This window comes from Variovorax sp. FG153, assembly GCF_057809595.1.
The window spans coordinates 270986-284004 of the sequence record NZ_JBMDKG010000003.1 but is presented as its reverse complement, the minus strand read 5'-3'; the positions used below and the strand labels follow the sequence as shown (position 1 = coordinate 284004).

12 protein-coding genes are annotated in these 13019 nt (G+C 69.9%); 11 read left to right on the top strand and 1 reads right to left on the bottom strand.

The genetic code is table 11. The annotated features are described in order from the left end of the window. Positions 1-86: 86 nt before the first annotated feature. The 9 genes from ACODT0_RS06545 to ACODT0_RS06505 all read left to right on the top strand — a co-directional run bounded on the left by ACODT0_RS06545 (position 87) and on the right by ACODT0_RS06505 (position 10339). A complete protein-coding gene (locus ACODT0_RS06545; protein WP_057591121.1) occupies positions 87-545 on the top strand; it encodes a hypothetical protein in 459 nt (152 codons plus the stop codon). 132 nt (positions 546-677) lie between these two features. Further along, positions 678-2036: a tRNA (N6-isopentenyl adenosine(37)-C2)-methylthiotransferase MiaB gene (gene miaB / locus ACODT0_RS06540; RefSeq protein WP_479671682.1), complete on the top strand. Its 1359-nt coding sequence runs from the start codon at positions 678-680 to the stop codon at positions 2034-2036. Further along, positions 2036-3460, top strand: coding sequence for a sensor histidine kinase (locus tag ACODT0_RS06535; protein WP_057591123.1), 1425 nt, complete (start codon positions 2036-2038; stop codon positions 3458-3460). Before miaB ends, ACODT0_RS06535 begins: the two co-directional genes overlap by 1 nt. 63 nt (positions 3461-3523) lie before the next feature. Beyond that, complete coding sequence (locus ACODT0_RS06530; protein ID WP_261211277.1) at positions 3524-4189, top strand: hypothetical protein; 666 nt, start codon at positions 3524-3526, stop codon at positions 4187-4189. Then, positions 4186-5586 carry a sigma 54-interacting transcriptional regulator gene (locus ACODT0_RS06525; RefSeq protein ID WP_057591125.1) on the top strand — a complete coding sequence of 467 codons (1401 nt, stop codon included), beginning with the start codon at positions 4186-4188 and terminating at the stop codon, positions 5584-5586. Before ACODT0_RS06530 ends, ACODT0_RS06525 begins: the two co-directional genes overlap by 4 nt. A 181-nt stretch (positions 5587-5767) precedes the next feature. Then, on the top strand, positions 5768-5974 hold the full coding sequence (locus ACODT0_RS06520; RefSeq protein WP_057591126.1) for a hypothetical protein: 207 nt from the start codon (positions 5768-5770) through the stop codon (positions 5972-5974). 5 nt (positions 5975-5979) lie between these two features. Continuing rightward, positions 5980-7983, top strand: a complete 2004-nt coding sequence (mdoH, locus tag ACODT0_RS06515; RefSeq protein WP_489040902.1) for a glucans biosynthesis glucosyltransferase MdoH — start codon at positions 5980-5982, stop codon at positions 7981-7983. A gap of 320 nt (positions 7984-8303) precedes the next feature. Then, positions 8304-9203: an RNA ligase family protein gene (locus ACODT0_RS06510; protein ID WP_489040901.1), complete on the top strand. Its 900-nt coding sequence runs from the start codon at positions 8304-8306 to the stop codon at positions 9201-9203. Further along, positions 9200-10339, top strand: coding sequence for an AAA family ATPase (locus ACODT0_RS06505; RefSeq protein ID WP_489040900.1), 1140 nt, complete (start codon positions 9200-9202; stop codon positions 10337-10339). The genes ACODT0_RS06510 and ACODT0_RS06505 overlap by 4 nt, the downstream gene beginning before the upstream one ends. A gap of 67 nt (positions 10340-10406) precedes the next feature. Here the strand turns inward: ACODT0_RS06505 and ffh are convergent, their stop codons facing one another. Beyond that, positions 10407-11795: a signal recognition particle protein gene (ffh, locus tag ACODT0_RS06500; RefSeq protein WP_261211284.1), complete on the bottom strand. Its 1389-nt coding sequence runs from the start codon at positions 11793-11795 to the stop codon at positions 10407-10409. 125 nt (positions 11796-11920) lie between these two features. On the opposite strand from ffh, the gene ACODT0_RS06495 reads away from it, so the two are divergent. Both ACODT0_RS06495 and ACODT0_RS06490 read left to right on the top strand, forming a co-directional pair. Beyond that, a complete protein-coding gene (locus tag ACODT0_RS06495; protein WP_413764480.1) occupies positions 11921-12730 on the top strand; it encodes a cytochrome C assembly family protein in 810 nt (269 codons plus the stop codon). A gap of 9 nt (positions 12731-12739) precedes the next feature. Further along, entirely contained in the window at positions 12740-12991 is a 252-nt protein-coding gene (locus ACODT0_RS06490; RefSeq protein ID WP_489040899.1) for a PP0621 family protein, read from the top strand. The last annotated feature ends 28 nt before the right edge of the window (positions 12992-13019 follow it).

The window sequence follows — 13019 nt, the reverse complement described above, 5'->3', positions numbered from 1 at the left end:
GCCCGGTAAAAACGGTCGGGATAAGCACCGATGGACAGGCACCCCGCTCGCTAGAATCCCCGCTCCACAGCCTCTGGATGAACCCCATGAACCGCTGCAAGACACCCACGAACGCTCTTCATTTCATAGCAGCCTGCGCAACGCTGGCAGCCACTTCCAGCTTCTTCCCGCTCCAGGCCAGCGCGCAGGACGCGGTGCCCCGGCCACAGACCCAGAACGAATCGCTGGTCGGCGGGCGCAATTTCCCGGTCGGCACCCTGCGCGGCAAGTTCCGCGTGATCGACGGCAACGACGTGATGCTCGACGGCCGCGCCGACCGGCTCGCGCCCGGCGCGCGCATCCGCAGCGGCCAGAACATGCTGGTGATGAGCGGCGCGATCGTCGGCCAGAACCTGCTGGTCAACTACACGCGCGATGCCGCCGGCATGCTGCGCGAGGTCTGGATCCTCACGCCCGACGAAGCCACCGCCAGCCGCGAATCGCTGAACAAGCCCTTCCTCAACATCTGGCCCTTCGTGCAGAACGACACGGTCAACACGCAGTAGGCATCTCGCCAGCGGCCGTCGGCCGCACCGGCATCCCTTTCGCGGACACGCGCCGCCGCTTTCGCCACGAAAGCCCCGTGTCCGCCCGGCCCTCCGCGAGACGAGGGCCCCTCCCATATAGAAGAGCTCCCCATGACCGCCAAGAAAGTCTTCATCAAAACCTTCGGCTGCCAGATGAACGAGTACGACTCGGACAAGATGGCCGACGTGCTCAACGCGGCCCAGGGCTACGAGCCGACGCAGAACGTCGACGAGGCCGACCTGATCCTGTTCAACACCTGCTCGGTGCGCGAGAAGGCACAGGAGAAGGTGTTCTCCGACCTGGGCCGCGTCAAGCACCTGAAGGCGCGCGGCGTGAAGATCGGCGTCGGCGGCTGCGTGGCCAGCCAGGAGGGCAACGCCATCATCGCGCGCGCGCCCTACGTCGACATCGTGTTCGGCCCGCAGACCCTGCACCGGCTGCCCGAGATGCTGGCCGAGCGCGAGCGGCTCGACCGCCCGCAGGTGGACATCAGCTTTCCCGAGATCGAGAAGTTCGACCACCTGCCGCCCGCGCGCGTGGAAGGCGCCACCGCCTTCGTGTCGATCATGGAAGGCTGCTCCAAGTACTGCAGCTACTGCGTGGTGCCCTACACGCGCGGCGAGGAAGTCAACCGGCCGCTCGACGACGTGCTGGTCGAGATCGCCGGCCTGGCCGACCAGGGCGTGCGCGAGGTCACGCTGCTCGGCCAGAACGTCAATGCCTACCGCGGCCGCATGGGCGACACGGCCGAGATCGCCGACTTCGCGCTGCTGATCGAGTACGTGGCCGAGATCCCCGGCATCGAGCGCATCCGCTACACCACCAGCCATCCGAACGAGTTCACGCCGCGGCTGATCGAAGCCTATGCCAGGGTGCCGCAGCTCGTGAGCCACCTGCACCTGCCGGTGCAGCACGGCAGCGACCGCATCCTGATGGCGATGAAGCGCGGCTACACCGCCATGGAATACAAGAGCACGGTGCGCAAGCTGCGCGCGATCCGGCCCGAGCTCGCGCTGTCGAGCGACTTCATCGTCGGCTTCCCCGGCGAGACCGAGGCGGACTTCGACAAGATGATGAAGCTGATCGACGACTGCCAGTTCGACGCCAGCTTCAGCTTCATCTTCAGCCCGCGGCCCGGCACGCCGGCCGCCGCGCTGCACGACGACACGCCGCACGAGGTCAAGCTGGCGCGGCTGCAGAAGCTGCAGGCCGTGATCGACGGCAACGTGAAGCGCTTCGGCGAGGCGCTGGTGGGCAGCACCCAGCGCGTGCTGGTGGAAGGCGCCTCGCGCCGCGACGCGAGCGAGCTGATGGGCCGCACGGCCTGCAACCGGGTCGTCAACTTCGAGGGCGACGCACGGCTCGTGGGCCAAATGACCGACCTGCGCATCACGCGCTCGCTGGCCTACACGCTGCGCGGCGAAGTGCCCACGCGCGAGAGCGCGTCCGCCGCCGGGGCGCTCGCCTGATGGCGAAGCGATCGATACGGGGCTCGTTCCAGCAGCTCCTGCTGTTCGCCTTCCTGCTGATCACCGCGCTGCTGGTGGGCGTGGCCCTGCGCTCGGTGCTGCAGTACGACACATTGATGACGCAAAGCCGCGACGCCGCGGCGCGCGCGCTGCGGCTGTCGGGCGCGGCGCAGTCGCTGGCCGAGCGCAGCGCGGCGATGGAGCGTGCCGGGCGCCAGTCGCTGGTGCTCAACGATTCGGTGCTGCGGCGCCGCTTCGACGATGCCGCGCGCGAGGCCCATGGCGTGCTCGAGCGGCTCGAGAAGAACGGCCTGGCGCCCGCCAGCACCGAGGCCTGGCGCACCCAGCTCGGCGTGATCGAGGGCCTGATGAGCGGCAGCGCCGACAGCGCGCTGCAGCGCGAGAGCACGATGGCGATGCAGTTCCGCGACCTCGACGCGCTCAACACCAACATCGCGCAGCAGGCCCAGTTCCTGATCGAGATGCAGAACGACGCGCTGTCCAAGCGCATCGAGAACGCGCGCCGCCGGCTGATGCGCGAGGTGGTCGCGGCCAGCGTGCTCGCGGTGTCGCTGGCGCTGGCCTTCGGCATCTGGCTGGCGCGGCCTTTCAAGCGGCTCGAGCACGCCATCGTCGGCCTGGGCCAGAACCGGCTCGACGAGCCGATCGACATCCGCGGGCCGGCCGACGTGCGGCGCGTGTCGCAGCAGCTCGAATGGCTGCGGCTGCGGCTGACCGAGCTCGATGCCGACAAGGCGCGCTTCCTGCGCCACGTCTCGCACGAACTGAAGACGCCGCTGGCGGCGCTGCGCGAGGGCGTGTCGCTGCTGGAGGACGGCGTGACCGGCGCGCTGAACCCGGCGCAGCTCGAGGTGGCGCAGATCCTGAACCAGAACACGGTGGCGCTGCAGGGCCAGATCGAGGCGCTGCTGCGCTTCAACGCGGCCGCCTTCGAGGCGCGCGAGCTGCGCCGCGAGCGCACCGACCTGCTGCCGCTGATCGAGGAGCAGATCGAGTCGCAGCGGCTGCAGTGGCAGGCCCACGGCCTCACGGTGCGCGCCGAGGGCGAGCGCATCGCGCTCACGGTGGACCGCACCAAGCTCGGCACCGCGATCGCCAACCTGCTGTCGAACGCGATCCGCTTCTCGGCGCGCGGCGGCACCATCACGCTCGCGGTCTCGGGCACGCCCGAGGCGGTGCGCATCGACGTCAACGACGCCGGCCCGGGCATCGCCGAGGGCGACCGCGACCGCATCTTCGAGCCCTTCTACCGCGGCGAACGCCAACCGGAACACGCGGTCAAGGGCACGGGCATCGGACTTTCCATCGTGCAGGAGTACATTGCAGCCCATGGGGGCCGCATCGCCCTGCTGCCCGAGGGGCCCGGCGCGCGTTTCCGCATCGAGCTGCCGCGCACGGCCTGAGCTTCCCGGCGCCCCCACCTCCCCGTAGCCATCGCCAACGCCCCGCGTCGTCCTTCCTCGTCCATGTCTTTTTCGTCCGTACGCCCCTCCACCGCCACCCGCGCACTGGCTGCGCTGGCCGCGCCGTGGCTCCTGCTGCTGGTCGCCTGCAGCGCGCCGCCCAAGCCGCCCGCGGAGGCCGATGCGCTGCCGCCGCCGCCGGTGCTGCCGCGCGTGATGCCGGTCGAGGCCGAGCCGAAAGCGCCGGCCACCCAGCCGGCCTCGCTGTTCACGCTGATGACCCAGGGCCCGGTGGCCGCCATGCTGGCCTACGCCGACAAGGTGCGCCCGCTCAACGGCGGCGAACTCAGCGCCGAGATCCAGCGCCTGGGCGACCCCGGCGACGCGCCCACGGCGCAGATGCAGCTCGCGATCCTGCTCTCGCAGACCCGCGTGCCGGCCGACCTGGCGCGCGCGCTGGGCCTGCTGCAGCGCGTGATCGCCAATCCCGCGCCCGAGGCCCAGCAGTTGCAGCCGCTGGCGCGCGCGCTGGCCGCGCGCTACGTCGAACAGCGCCGCGTCGAGGACGACCGCGACAAGCAGGTGCAGCAGCTGCGCGACAGCCAACGCCGCATCGATCAGCTCAACGACCGCATCGAAGCCCTGCGCGCCATCGAGCGCAGCTTCGCGCGGCCCAACACGCCCGCGGCCCCGGCCTCGGCACCGAACGGAAGCAGGTCCACCCCATGAGTACTTCGGGCGCCCGCCTCCTGGTCGTCGACGACGATCCGGACATGCTGCGGCTGCTGTCGATGCGGCTGAGTTCGGCGGGCTACCAGGTCACGGCCGTGACCTCGGCCGAGACGGCGCTCACGCAGCTCGAGATCGAGCATCCGCAACTGGTGCTCAGCGACGTGCGCCTGCCCGGGCGCGACGGCCTGGCGCTGTTCGACGAGATCCGCAAGCGCCATCCCTCGCTGCCGGTGATCCTGCTGACCGCGCACGGCACCATCCCCGACGCGGTGGAAGCCACCGCGCGCGGCGTCTTCACCTACCTCACCAAGCCCTACGACGGGCGCGAGCTGCTCGACAAGATCGCCCAGGCGCTCGCGCTGGGCGCGCCGGCCACGGTGCCGAGCAAGGCCGGCGACGACAGCTGGCGCGCCGACATCGTGAGCCGCAGCAACCGCATGGCCGAGCTGCTGGCCGAGGCGCGCATGGTCGCCAAGTCCGACGCCTCGGTGCTGCTGCGCGGCGACTCGGGCGCCGGCAAGGAGATGCTGGCGCGCGCCATCCACAAGGCCAGCGCGCGCGCCGACAAGCCCTTCGTGGCGGTCAACTGCGGCGCCATTCCCGAGGCGCTGCTCGAGTCGGAGCTGTTCGGCCACATGAAGGGCGCCTTCACCGACGCCCACGCCAACCACAAGGGCCTGTTCCAGCAGGCCGACGGCGGCACCCTGCTGCTCGACGAGATCGGCGACATGCCGCCCGCGCTGCAGGTCAAGCTGCTGCGCGTGCTGCAGGAGCGCGCGGTGCGCCCGCTGGGCGCCAGCCAGTCGATCGAGGTCGACGTGCGCATCATCTCGGCCACCCACCGCGACCTCGATGCCGCGATGGAAGCCGGCCAGTTCCGCGAGGACCTCTACTACCGGCTCAACGTGGTGACGCTGACGCTGCCGCCGCTGTCGGCGCGCCGCGAGGACATCCCGCTGCTGGCCAACCACTTCCTGCAGAAGCTCTCGACCAAGTACGGCAAGCGGCTGTCGGGCTTCGCGCCCGAGGCGCTGAAGGCGCTGACCACCGCGGCCTGGCCCGGCAACGTGCGCCAGCTCTACAACGTGGTCGAGCAGGTCTGCGCGCTGTCGAGCTCGCCGCTGATCCCGCTGGCGCTGGTGCAGCGGGCGCTGCGGGTGCCGACCGTGGAGGTCCAGACCTATGCCGAGGCCAAGCAGCGCTTCGAGCGCGAATACCTGGTCGGTCTGCTGAAACTGACGGACGGCAACGTCGCCGACGCGGCCCGCCTGGCCGACCGCAACCGCACGGAGTTCTACCGCCTGCTGCAGAAGCATGAGCTCACTCCGGGCCACTTCAAGGCCGACGCTGTCGCTGCCGGTGGCGAGGGTGTCGCCGACGAGCGACGCCCCTAAGTCGTTGATTCGTATGGGTGTTTTTCGGCGGGCCGGCAGGCCTGTCGGGATTCGGCGACAAAAACGGGGGTTTTGAGGCCCCTTTGGCCCTCCGGCCCCGGGAAATTCCGGTCGGAGCGGCCCAAGTGCTTGATTCCAAAGCACTTTTCCATGCTGGCACAGGGTTTGCCCCTGTAGTCGCATGACAGCATTCAACAGCCCATCTTTCGCACTGCGTCCGCAGCGCGACGGCCTGCGTCAAAAGCAGTTTTCCGCCTCGCGGCCCCGTGCCGCGGGCCATTCGCCAGCCGCGCTCGCCAGCGCCGGCGGCGTCGCGACCGATTGCGTCTTCAAGCGCTTTCCGGCCATCGGCGACACCTCCTCCTCCCTCGACAAGCAACGTTGGTAAACACCATGAAGCCGAATGACTTCTCCCAACTCAATGTCCTGGCCGATTCCGACTTCTCGCACCGCAGCCCGGTGCGTGAGGAACGCCATCCCAACGCCGTCACCGCGCCCCCGGTCAACCGCGGCTCGATGACGCCGCGCCCCTGGCGCGGTTTCTGGAACAGCCTCGGCACCGCCTTGCTGGTCCGCCTGGGCGCCGGCGGCAAGCGCGAAAGCGCCCCGGCCGAAGCCAGGCAGCCGTGGCAGCGCGCCGCCTCGCAGCGCCGCCTGGCCTTCATGCTGCTGACCGTGCTGAGCACCGTGGTCGCTTCCACGCTGTTCGCGGGCGTGCAGCCCGACTACGACAACGTCTGGCTCGAATACGGCCAGATCGGCCTCTACGGCCTGCTCTCGGGCTGGGTCGTGACCGGCTTCGTGACCGCCCTCATGGGCTTCTACGTCTCGGTGCGCGGCGACAAGCACGCGCTCTCGGCGAAGCAGGTGGCCAACCACCCGATGAACCCCGAGGCCCGCACCGCGATCATCATGCCGATCTGCAACGAGGACGTGGCCACCGTGTTCGCCGGCCTGCGCGCCACCTGCGAATCGGTCGCGGCCACGGGCCACGCGAAGCAGTTCGACGTGTTCGTGCTGTCCGACAGCTACAACCCCGAGACCGCCGCCGCCGAGCGCGCCGCCTGGGAAGACCTGCGCGCCGCGCTGGCCGACAGCCCGAACCAGCCGCAGGTCGAGGTCTACTACCGCCTGCGCACCCGCCGCACGCACCGCAAGGCCGGCAACGTGGCCGACTTCTGCCGCCGCTGGGGCAAGGACTACCGCTACATGGTCGTGCTCGACGCCGACTCCGTGATGAGCGGCGACTGCCTGACCTCGATGGTCAAGCTGATGGAAGCCAATCCCACCGCCGGCATCATCCAGACCGCCACCCAGGCCATCGGCCACGTGACGCTGCATGCCCGCGCACAGCAATTCGCCTCCCGCGTGACGGGCCGCCTGTTCACGCTGGGCATGCAGTTCTGGCAACTGGGCGAATCGCACTACTGGGGCCACAACGCGATCATCCGCGTCGAGCCCTTCATGAAGCACTGCGCGCTGGCCCCGATCAAGGGCACCGGCGGCATGTCGGGCGGCATCATGTCGCACGACTTCGTCGAAGCCGCGCTGATGCGCCGTGCCGGCTACCACGTGTGGCTGGTGTCCGACCTGGTCGGCAGCTACGAGCAGCAACCGCCGGACCTGCTGGCCGAGCTGCAGCGCGACCGCCGTTGGTGCCAGGGCAACCTGCAGAACGCCCGCCTGATGGCCGAGCCCGGCATCCACTCGGTGCACCGCGCGATGTTCGTGACCGGCACCATGGCCTATGTTTCCGCCCCGCTGTGGCTCGCGTTCCTGACGCTGGGCACCGCGCTGTGGCTCAGCGGTTCCAGCCTGATCTCGAGTTGGAGCGTGCTGCCGGCCGAACTCGCCGGCCTCTGGGTCTGGACCCTGTGCCTGCTGTTCCTGCCCCGCGTGCTCGGCGTCGCCGCCGTGCTGATGCGCGGCGAGCAGCGCCAGTTCGGCGGCCTGTGGGGCCTGGTCAAGAGCTCGGTGATGGAAAGCGGTCTCGCGATCGTGCAAGCCCCGGTGCGCATGCTGGCCCACTCGCTGTTCGTGCTGGTCGCCCTCACCGGCATCAAGCTCGACTGGAAGTCGCCCCCGCGCGAAGCCGCCGCCGTGCCGTGGAAGGTCGCCGCCTCGCAGCTGGCCCCCATGACGCTGGTGATCGCACTGCTGGCCGTCGGCGTCGCGATGATCGACCCGAGCGCCCTGATGTGGCTCATGCCGGTCGGCCTGCCGCTGCTGCTGGCGATCCCGCTGACCGTGCTGACCAGCCAGATCGCACTGGGCACCACGCTGCGCGACCGCGGCTTCCTGCTGATTCCCGAGGAATCGCGTTCGCCGGCCGTGCTGCGCCGCGCCTGGATGCATGCGCTGCGCCTCTCGCGCCCCGCGGCGCTGGCCACGGCCTGACGCGCGCACGCCACACGCCTCGCACGAAGCCGGCCCCGAGGGGCCGGCTTTTTTCATGGCGCGCCTAGAATCGCGCCTTCCTTTTTTTCAACCCACGGATCCTCCCGATCCCCTGGAGCGCCAAGTGCCCCGATTCGCCGTCACCACCCTCTGACGCCGACAACACCACTTCACTGGTCATGTCGGGCGCCAAGCTGCGCATCCGCTGACCGGACATGGCCCTTCGCTGGAAACAGCGGCCGTCGAAGTCGCTCCCGATCTCTCTCAGCTTCGCTCCCGCACGTTGTCGGTTCTTCCTGGTTTCCATCCGGAGAACAAACGTGTTTCCCCTTTCTTCTTCCGCCTCGTCGCTGCCGCTGCTGAAGTACCCGCGGACCGCGCACCTCGAAGGCTCGCGGCTGCAGCCCGGCGACAGCGACGACGGCCAGACGCCGTTGGCGGCGCTGCACGGACTGCATGTGGTCATCGAGGAGAAGCTCGATGGCGCGAACGCCGCCGTGTCGTTCGGGGCGGCCGGCGAACTGCTGCTGCAGTCGCGCGGCCACTACCTCGCGGGCGGTGCCGGCGAGCGCCAGTTCAACCTGTTCAAGCACTGGGCCGCCACGCACGAGGCGGCGCTGCTCGAACGGCTCGAGGACCGCTACGTGATGTACGGCGAATGGTGCTTCGCCAAGCACAGCTGCTGGTACGACCGGCTGCCGGCCTTCTTCCTGGAGTTCGATCTCTACGACCGCCAGGCGCAGCGTTTTCTCTCGACGCCGGCGCGGCAGGCGCTGCTCGCGGGCGGCCCGGTGCTGTCGGTGCCGGTGCTCTACGAGGGCGCGATGCCGCGCCAGCCGAAGGCCCTGCGTTCGCTCGTGCGGCCTTCGCTCGCGCGCAGCACCGACTGGCGCTCGGCCTTCGAGCAGGCCGTGGCCGACGAGGGCCAGCCGCTCGCGCTGGCGCGGCAGCAGACCGACCTGTCGGACCTGGCCGAGGGCCTGTACCTCAAGACCGAGTCGGACGGCCAGGTGACGGGCCGCTACAAGTGGGTGCGCCCGGACTTCGTCCAGACCATCCTCGACTCGGGCTCGCACCACAGCCGCCGGCCGCTGCTGCCCAACCGGCTGGCACCGGGCGCGGACCTGCATGCGCCGGTCCCGCCGCTCGGCTGGCACGACCTGGGACTGCGCACGCTGCGCGATCCCGCCGAACTCACGACCACCGGGAGGCCGAGATGACTTTCGACGAACTTCGCACGCTGGTGCCCGCGCCCGGCGCAGGCGCCGACTGGGCACGCTGCTGCGAACTGCTGCCGGGCCTGCTGCGCCTCGAGGAGACGCCGCAGGATCCGTACTACCACGCCGAGGGCAACGTCGGCATCCACACGCGCATGGTGCTCGATGCACTGGCGCAGGACGAGCACTACCGGCGCGCCGATGCCGACGGCCGCTTCGTGCTGTTCATGGCCTGCCTGCTGCACGACATCGCCAAGCCCGACACCACGGTGATCGACGAGGCCAGCGGCCGCATCGGCCAGCCCGGCCATTCGCGTCGCGGCGCGGTCGATGTGCGCGTGCTGATGTGGAAGGCGCGCGTGCCCTTCGCGCTGCGCGAGGCCGTGTGCCGGATCGTCGCGGTGCATCAGCTGCCGTTCCATGCCTTCGCCTCGCGCAAGGGCGAGCGGCCCGAGCGGCTGGTGCATCGGCTGTCGTGGGAGCTGAGCCTGCCCGACCTGTGCTGCGTCGCGCGCTGCGACATGCTGGGGCGCCATTACGAGAAGCGCTCCGACAGCCTGGCCGACATCGCGCTGTTCGAGCAGCTCGCGCAGGAGGAAGGCTGCTGGGACGGCCCGCGACGGATGATCGACGCCCACACGCGCCTGGCCTACTTCCGCGGCACCGACACCAGCCCCGACTACCCGCTGTTCCAGAACCCGGGCTCGCGCGTGACGGTGATGTGCGGCCTGCCCGCGAGCGGCAAGAACCACTGGGTGGCACAGCAACGCAAGGGTTGGCCGGTCGTGTCCTTCGACGATGCGCGCGCCGAACTGGGCCTGAAGCACGGCGAAAACGACGGGCTCGCCGCGCACCATGCGGTCGACCAGGCGAAAGCGCTGCTGCGCAGGCAGGAACACTTCGTCTGGAACGCCACCCACCTGAGCCAGCAGATGCGTACCAAGACGCTGGACCTGCTGTGGGCCTATCACGCGCACATCGAGCTGGTGTACCTCGAGGTGCCGCATGCCGAACTGATGCGCCGCAACCGCGAGCGCGACACGACGCTGTCGAACGCGGGCATCGAGCGCATGCTGCACCGCTGGGAGCTGCCGACGCCGATCGAGGCACATGCGACGGTCTACGAGGTGCAGACCTGAAAAAACGACGAAGCCCGCCGGGTCGTCCCCGGCGGGCTTCGTCCATCTCTCTATATATGTACGCGGCTCAGAACGGCAGCTTCGGCCCGCCGGGACCACCCATCCCGCCCATGCCCTTCATGCCGCCCATCTTCTTCATCATCTTCATGAGGCCGCCGCCCTTCATCTTCTTCATCATCCCCTGCATCTGCTCGAACTCGTTGAGCAGCCGGTTCACTTCCTGAACCTGCACGCCCGCGCCGGCCGCGATGCGGCGCTTGCGCGTGGCCTTGAGCAGCTCGGGCTTGCGGCGCTCCAGCGGCGTCATGCTCTGGATGATCCCTTCCTTGCGGCGGATGTCGCGCTCGGCGCGCGTCATGTCGGCCTCGCTGGCCTTGGCCGCCATCTGCGTGGGCAGCTTGTCCATCAGGCTCGAGAGGCCGCCCATCTGCTTCATCTGCTGCAACTGGCCGAGGAAGTCGTTGAGGTCGAAGCCCGCGCCGCTCTTGACCTTGGCCGCGAGCTTCTGCGCCGCCGCCACGTCGACGCCGGCCGTGACCTGCTCGACCAGCGCGACGATGTCGCCCATGCCCAGGATGCGGCCCGCATGGCGCTCGGCGTCGAACACCTCGAGGCCGTCGATCTTCTCGCTCACGCCCGCGAACTTGATCGGCACGCCCGTGACCTGGCGCACCGACAGCGCCGCACCGCCGCGCGAGTCGCCGTCGGTCTTGGTCAGGATGATGCCGGTGAGCGGCAGCGCCTCCTTGAAGGCACGCGCCGTGTTGATCGCGTCCTGGCCCTGCATGGCGTCGACCACGAACAGGGTCTCGACCGGGTTCAGCGCGCCGTGCAGCTGCTGGATCTCGGCCATCAGCACCTCGTCGATCGCGAGCCGGCCGGCCGTGTCGACCAGCAGCACGTCGAAGAAGTGGCGCTTGGCGTGGTCGAGCGCGGCGCGCGCGATGTCCAGCGGCTTCTGGTCGGCCGTGCTCGGGAACCATTCGGCGCCGGCCTGCCTGGTGACGGTCTTGAGCTGCTCGATGGCGGCGGGCCGGTAGACGTCGCCCGAGACCGTGAGCACCTTCTTCTTGCGCTTCTCGATCAGGTGCTTGGCGAGCTTGGCGGTGGTGGTGGTCTTGCCGGCGCCCTGCAGGCCGGCCATCAGGATCACCGCCGGCGGCTGGGCCGCGAGGTTGATGTCGGAGACGCCCTCGCCCATGGTGGCGGCGAGCTCGCGGTTGACGATGCCGACCAGCGCCTGGCCCGGCTTGAGCGAGCCCAGCACTTCCTGGCCGAGCGCCTTTTCCTTCACGCGGGCGACGAAGTCGCGCACCACGGGCAGCGCCACGTCGGCTTCGAGCAACGCCATGCGCACTTCGCGCAGCATGTCCTGCACGTTGCTTTCGGTGATGCGCGCCTGGCCGCTCATCGTCTTGACGAGGCGGGAGAATTTTTCGGTGAGAGCGCTGGCCATGGAGGGGATGCCTTGCTTGCTGCCCGCTGCGGCGGGACGGATGGGAGAAGTCGCGGGAGACGGGTAGGAGGGAAGCTGGCGCGCGGCACCCGGAAATGCAAGGGTGAGCGGCTAAACTCCGATCGATGATTTTAGCGATCCCCTCCCCACTCGGCGTGGCGCTGGGCATCGCCGCCGCGGCCGCCTACGGTTTTGCCGCCGCCGCAGGCGCCCGGCTGAGCCGGCAGGCCACCCAGTGGGCGCTCGGCCTGGCCTGGCTGCTGCATGCCGCGGCGCTCGGCCACGGCATGGTCGGCCACGAACCCCGCTTCGGCTTCGCGCCCGCGCTCTCGGTCACGGCCTGGCTGGTGCTCACCGTCTACGCGGTCGAAAGCCGCATGTACCCGCAACTGCGGGTGCGCCGCGCGCTGGCCTGGCTCGGCGCGGCGGCGGTGCTGCTGGCGATCCTCTTTCCCGGCACGCCGCTGCACGTGTCGGCTTCGCCCTGGCTGCCGCTGCACCTGGCGCTGGGCATCGCCTCGTATGGCCTGTTCGCCGCCGCGGTGGTGCACGCCTGGCTCACGACCCGCGCCGAAAAGCAGATCCGCCTGGCCACCGAGCCGCAGGGCGGCGTGCCGCTGCTGACGCTCGAGCGCCTGACCTTCCGCTTCGTGACGGCCGGCTTCGTGCTGCTGTCGGCCACGCTGCTGGCCGGACTGCTGTTCAGCGAGCAGCTCTACGGCGCCGCGGGCCGGGCCTGGAAGTGGGACCACAAGTCGGCCTTCTCGGTGCTGGCCTGGATCAGCTTCGCGGTGCTGCTGATCGGCCGCGCGCGCTTCGGCTGGCGCGGGCGCACCGCGCGGCGCGTGCTCTACGCGGGCTCGGCGCTGCTGCTGCTGGCCTACGTGGGCTCGCGCTTCGTGCTCGAAGTGGTGCTGGCGCGTCCGCCCGTCTGAAAACATTCGATGAAATACCTTCTCGTCCTCGCGGTGGTCTGGGTCGCGATCTGGCTCTGGCGCAAGAACCGCCGCGAAGAAATGCAGGAGCGCGCCGCCCGCGCGCCGCGCCCCGCCGTGCCGCCCGCGGTGGGCGCGCCGCAGGCAATGGTGCGCTGCGCGCATTGCGGCCTGCACCTGCCCGCGAGCGACGCGGTGCGCGGCGCCGACGGCACCCCCTTCTGCAGCGCCGCGCACCGGCAGCTCGCCGAGCGCGCCTGAACGGCGCCGCGCCGGCTTCGTCGCAGCG

Coding starts and splice junctions, on each gene's coding strand:
- mdoH (WP_489040902.1), top strand. CDS start 5,980: ATGAAGCCGAATGACTTCTCCCAACTCAATGTCCTGGCCGATTCCGAC.
- ACODT0_RS06520 (WP_057591126.1), top strand. CDS start 5,768: ATGACAGCATTCAACAGCCCATCTTTCGCACTGCGTCCGCAGCGCGAC.
- ACODT0_RS06525 (WP_057591125.1), top strand. CDS start 4,186: ATGAGTACTTCGGGCGCCCGCCTCCTGGTCGTCGACGACGATCCGGAC.
- ACODT0_RS06495 (WP_413764480.1), top strand. CDS start 11,921: ATGATTTTAGCGATCCCCTCCCCACTCGGCGTGGCGCTGGGCATCGCC.
- ACODT0_RS06535 (WP_057591123.1), top strand. CDS start 2,036: ATGGCGAAGCGATCGATACGGGGCTCGTTCCAGCAGCTCCTGCTGTTC.
- ACODT0_RS06530 (WP_261211277.1), top strand. CDS start 3,524: ATGTCTTTTTCGTCCGTACGCCCCTCCACCGCCACCCGCGCACTGGCT.
- ACODT0_RS06505 (WP_489040900.1), top strand. CDS start 9,200: ATGACTTTCGACGAACTTCGCACGCTGGTGCCCGCGCCCGGCGCAGGC.
- miaB (WP_479671682.1), top strand. CDS start 678: ATGACCGCCAAGAAAGTCTTCATCAAAACCTTCGGCTGCCAGATGAAC.
- ffh (WP_261211284.1), bottom strand. CDS start 11,795: ATGGCCAGCGCTCTCACCGAAAAATTCTCCCGCCTCGTCAAGACGATG.
- ACODT0_RS06490 (WP_489040899.1), top strand. CDS start 12,740: ATGAAATACCTTCTCGTCCTCGCGGTGGTCTGGGTCGCGATCTGGCTC.
- ACODT0_RS06545 (WP_057591121.1), top strand. CDS start 87: ATGAACCGCTGCAAGACACCCACGAACGCTCTTCATTTCATAGCAGCC.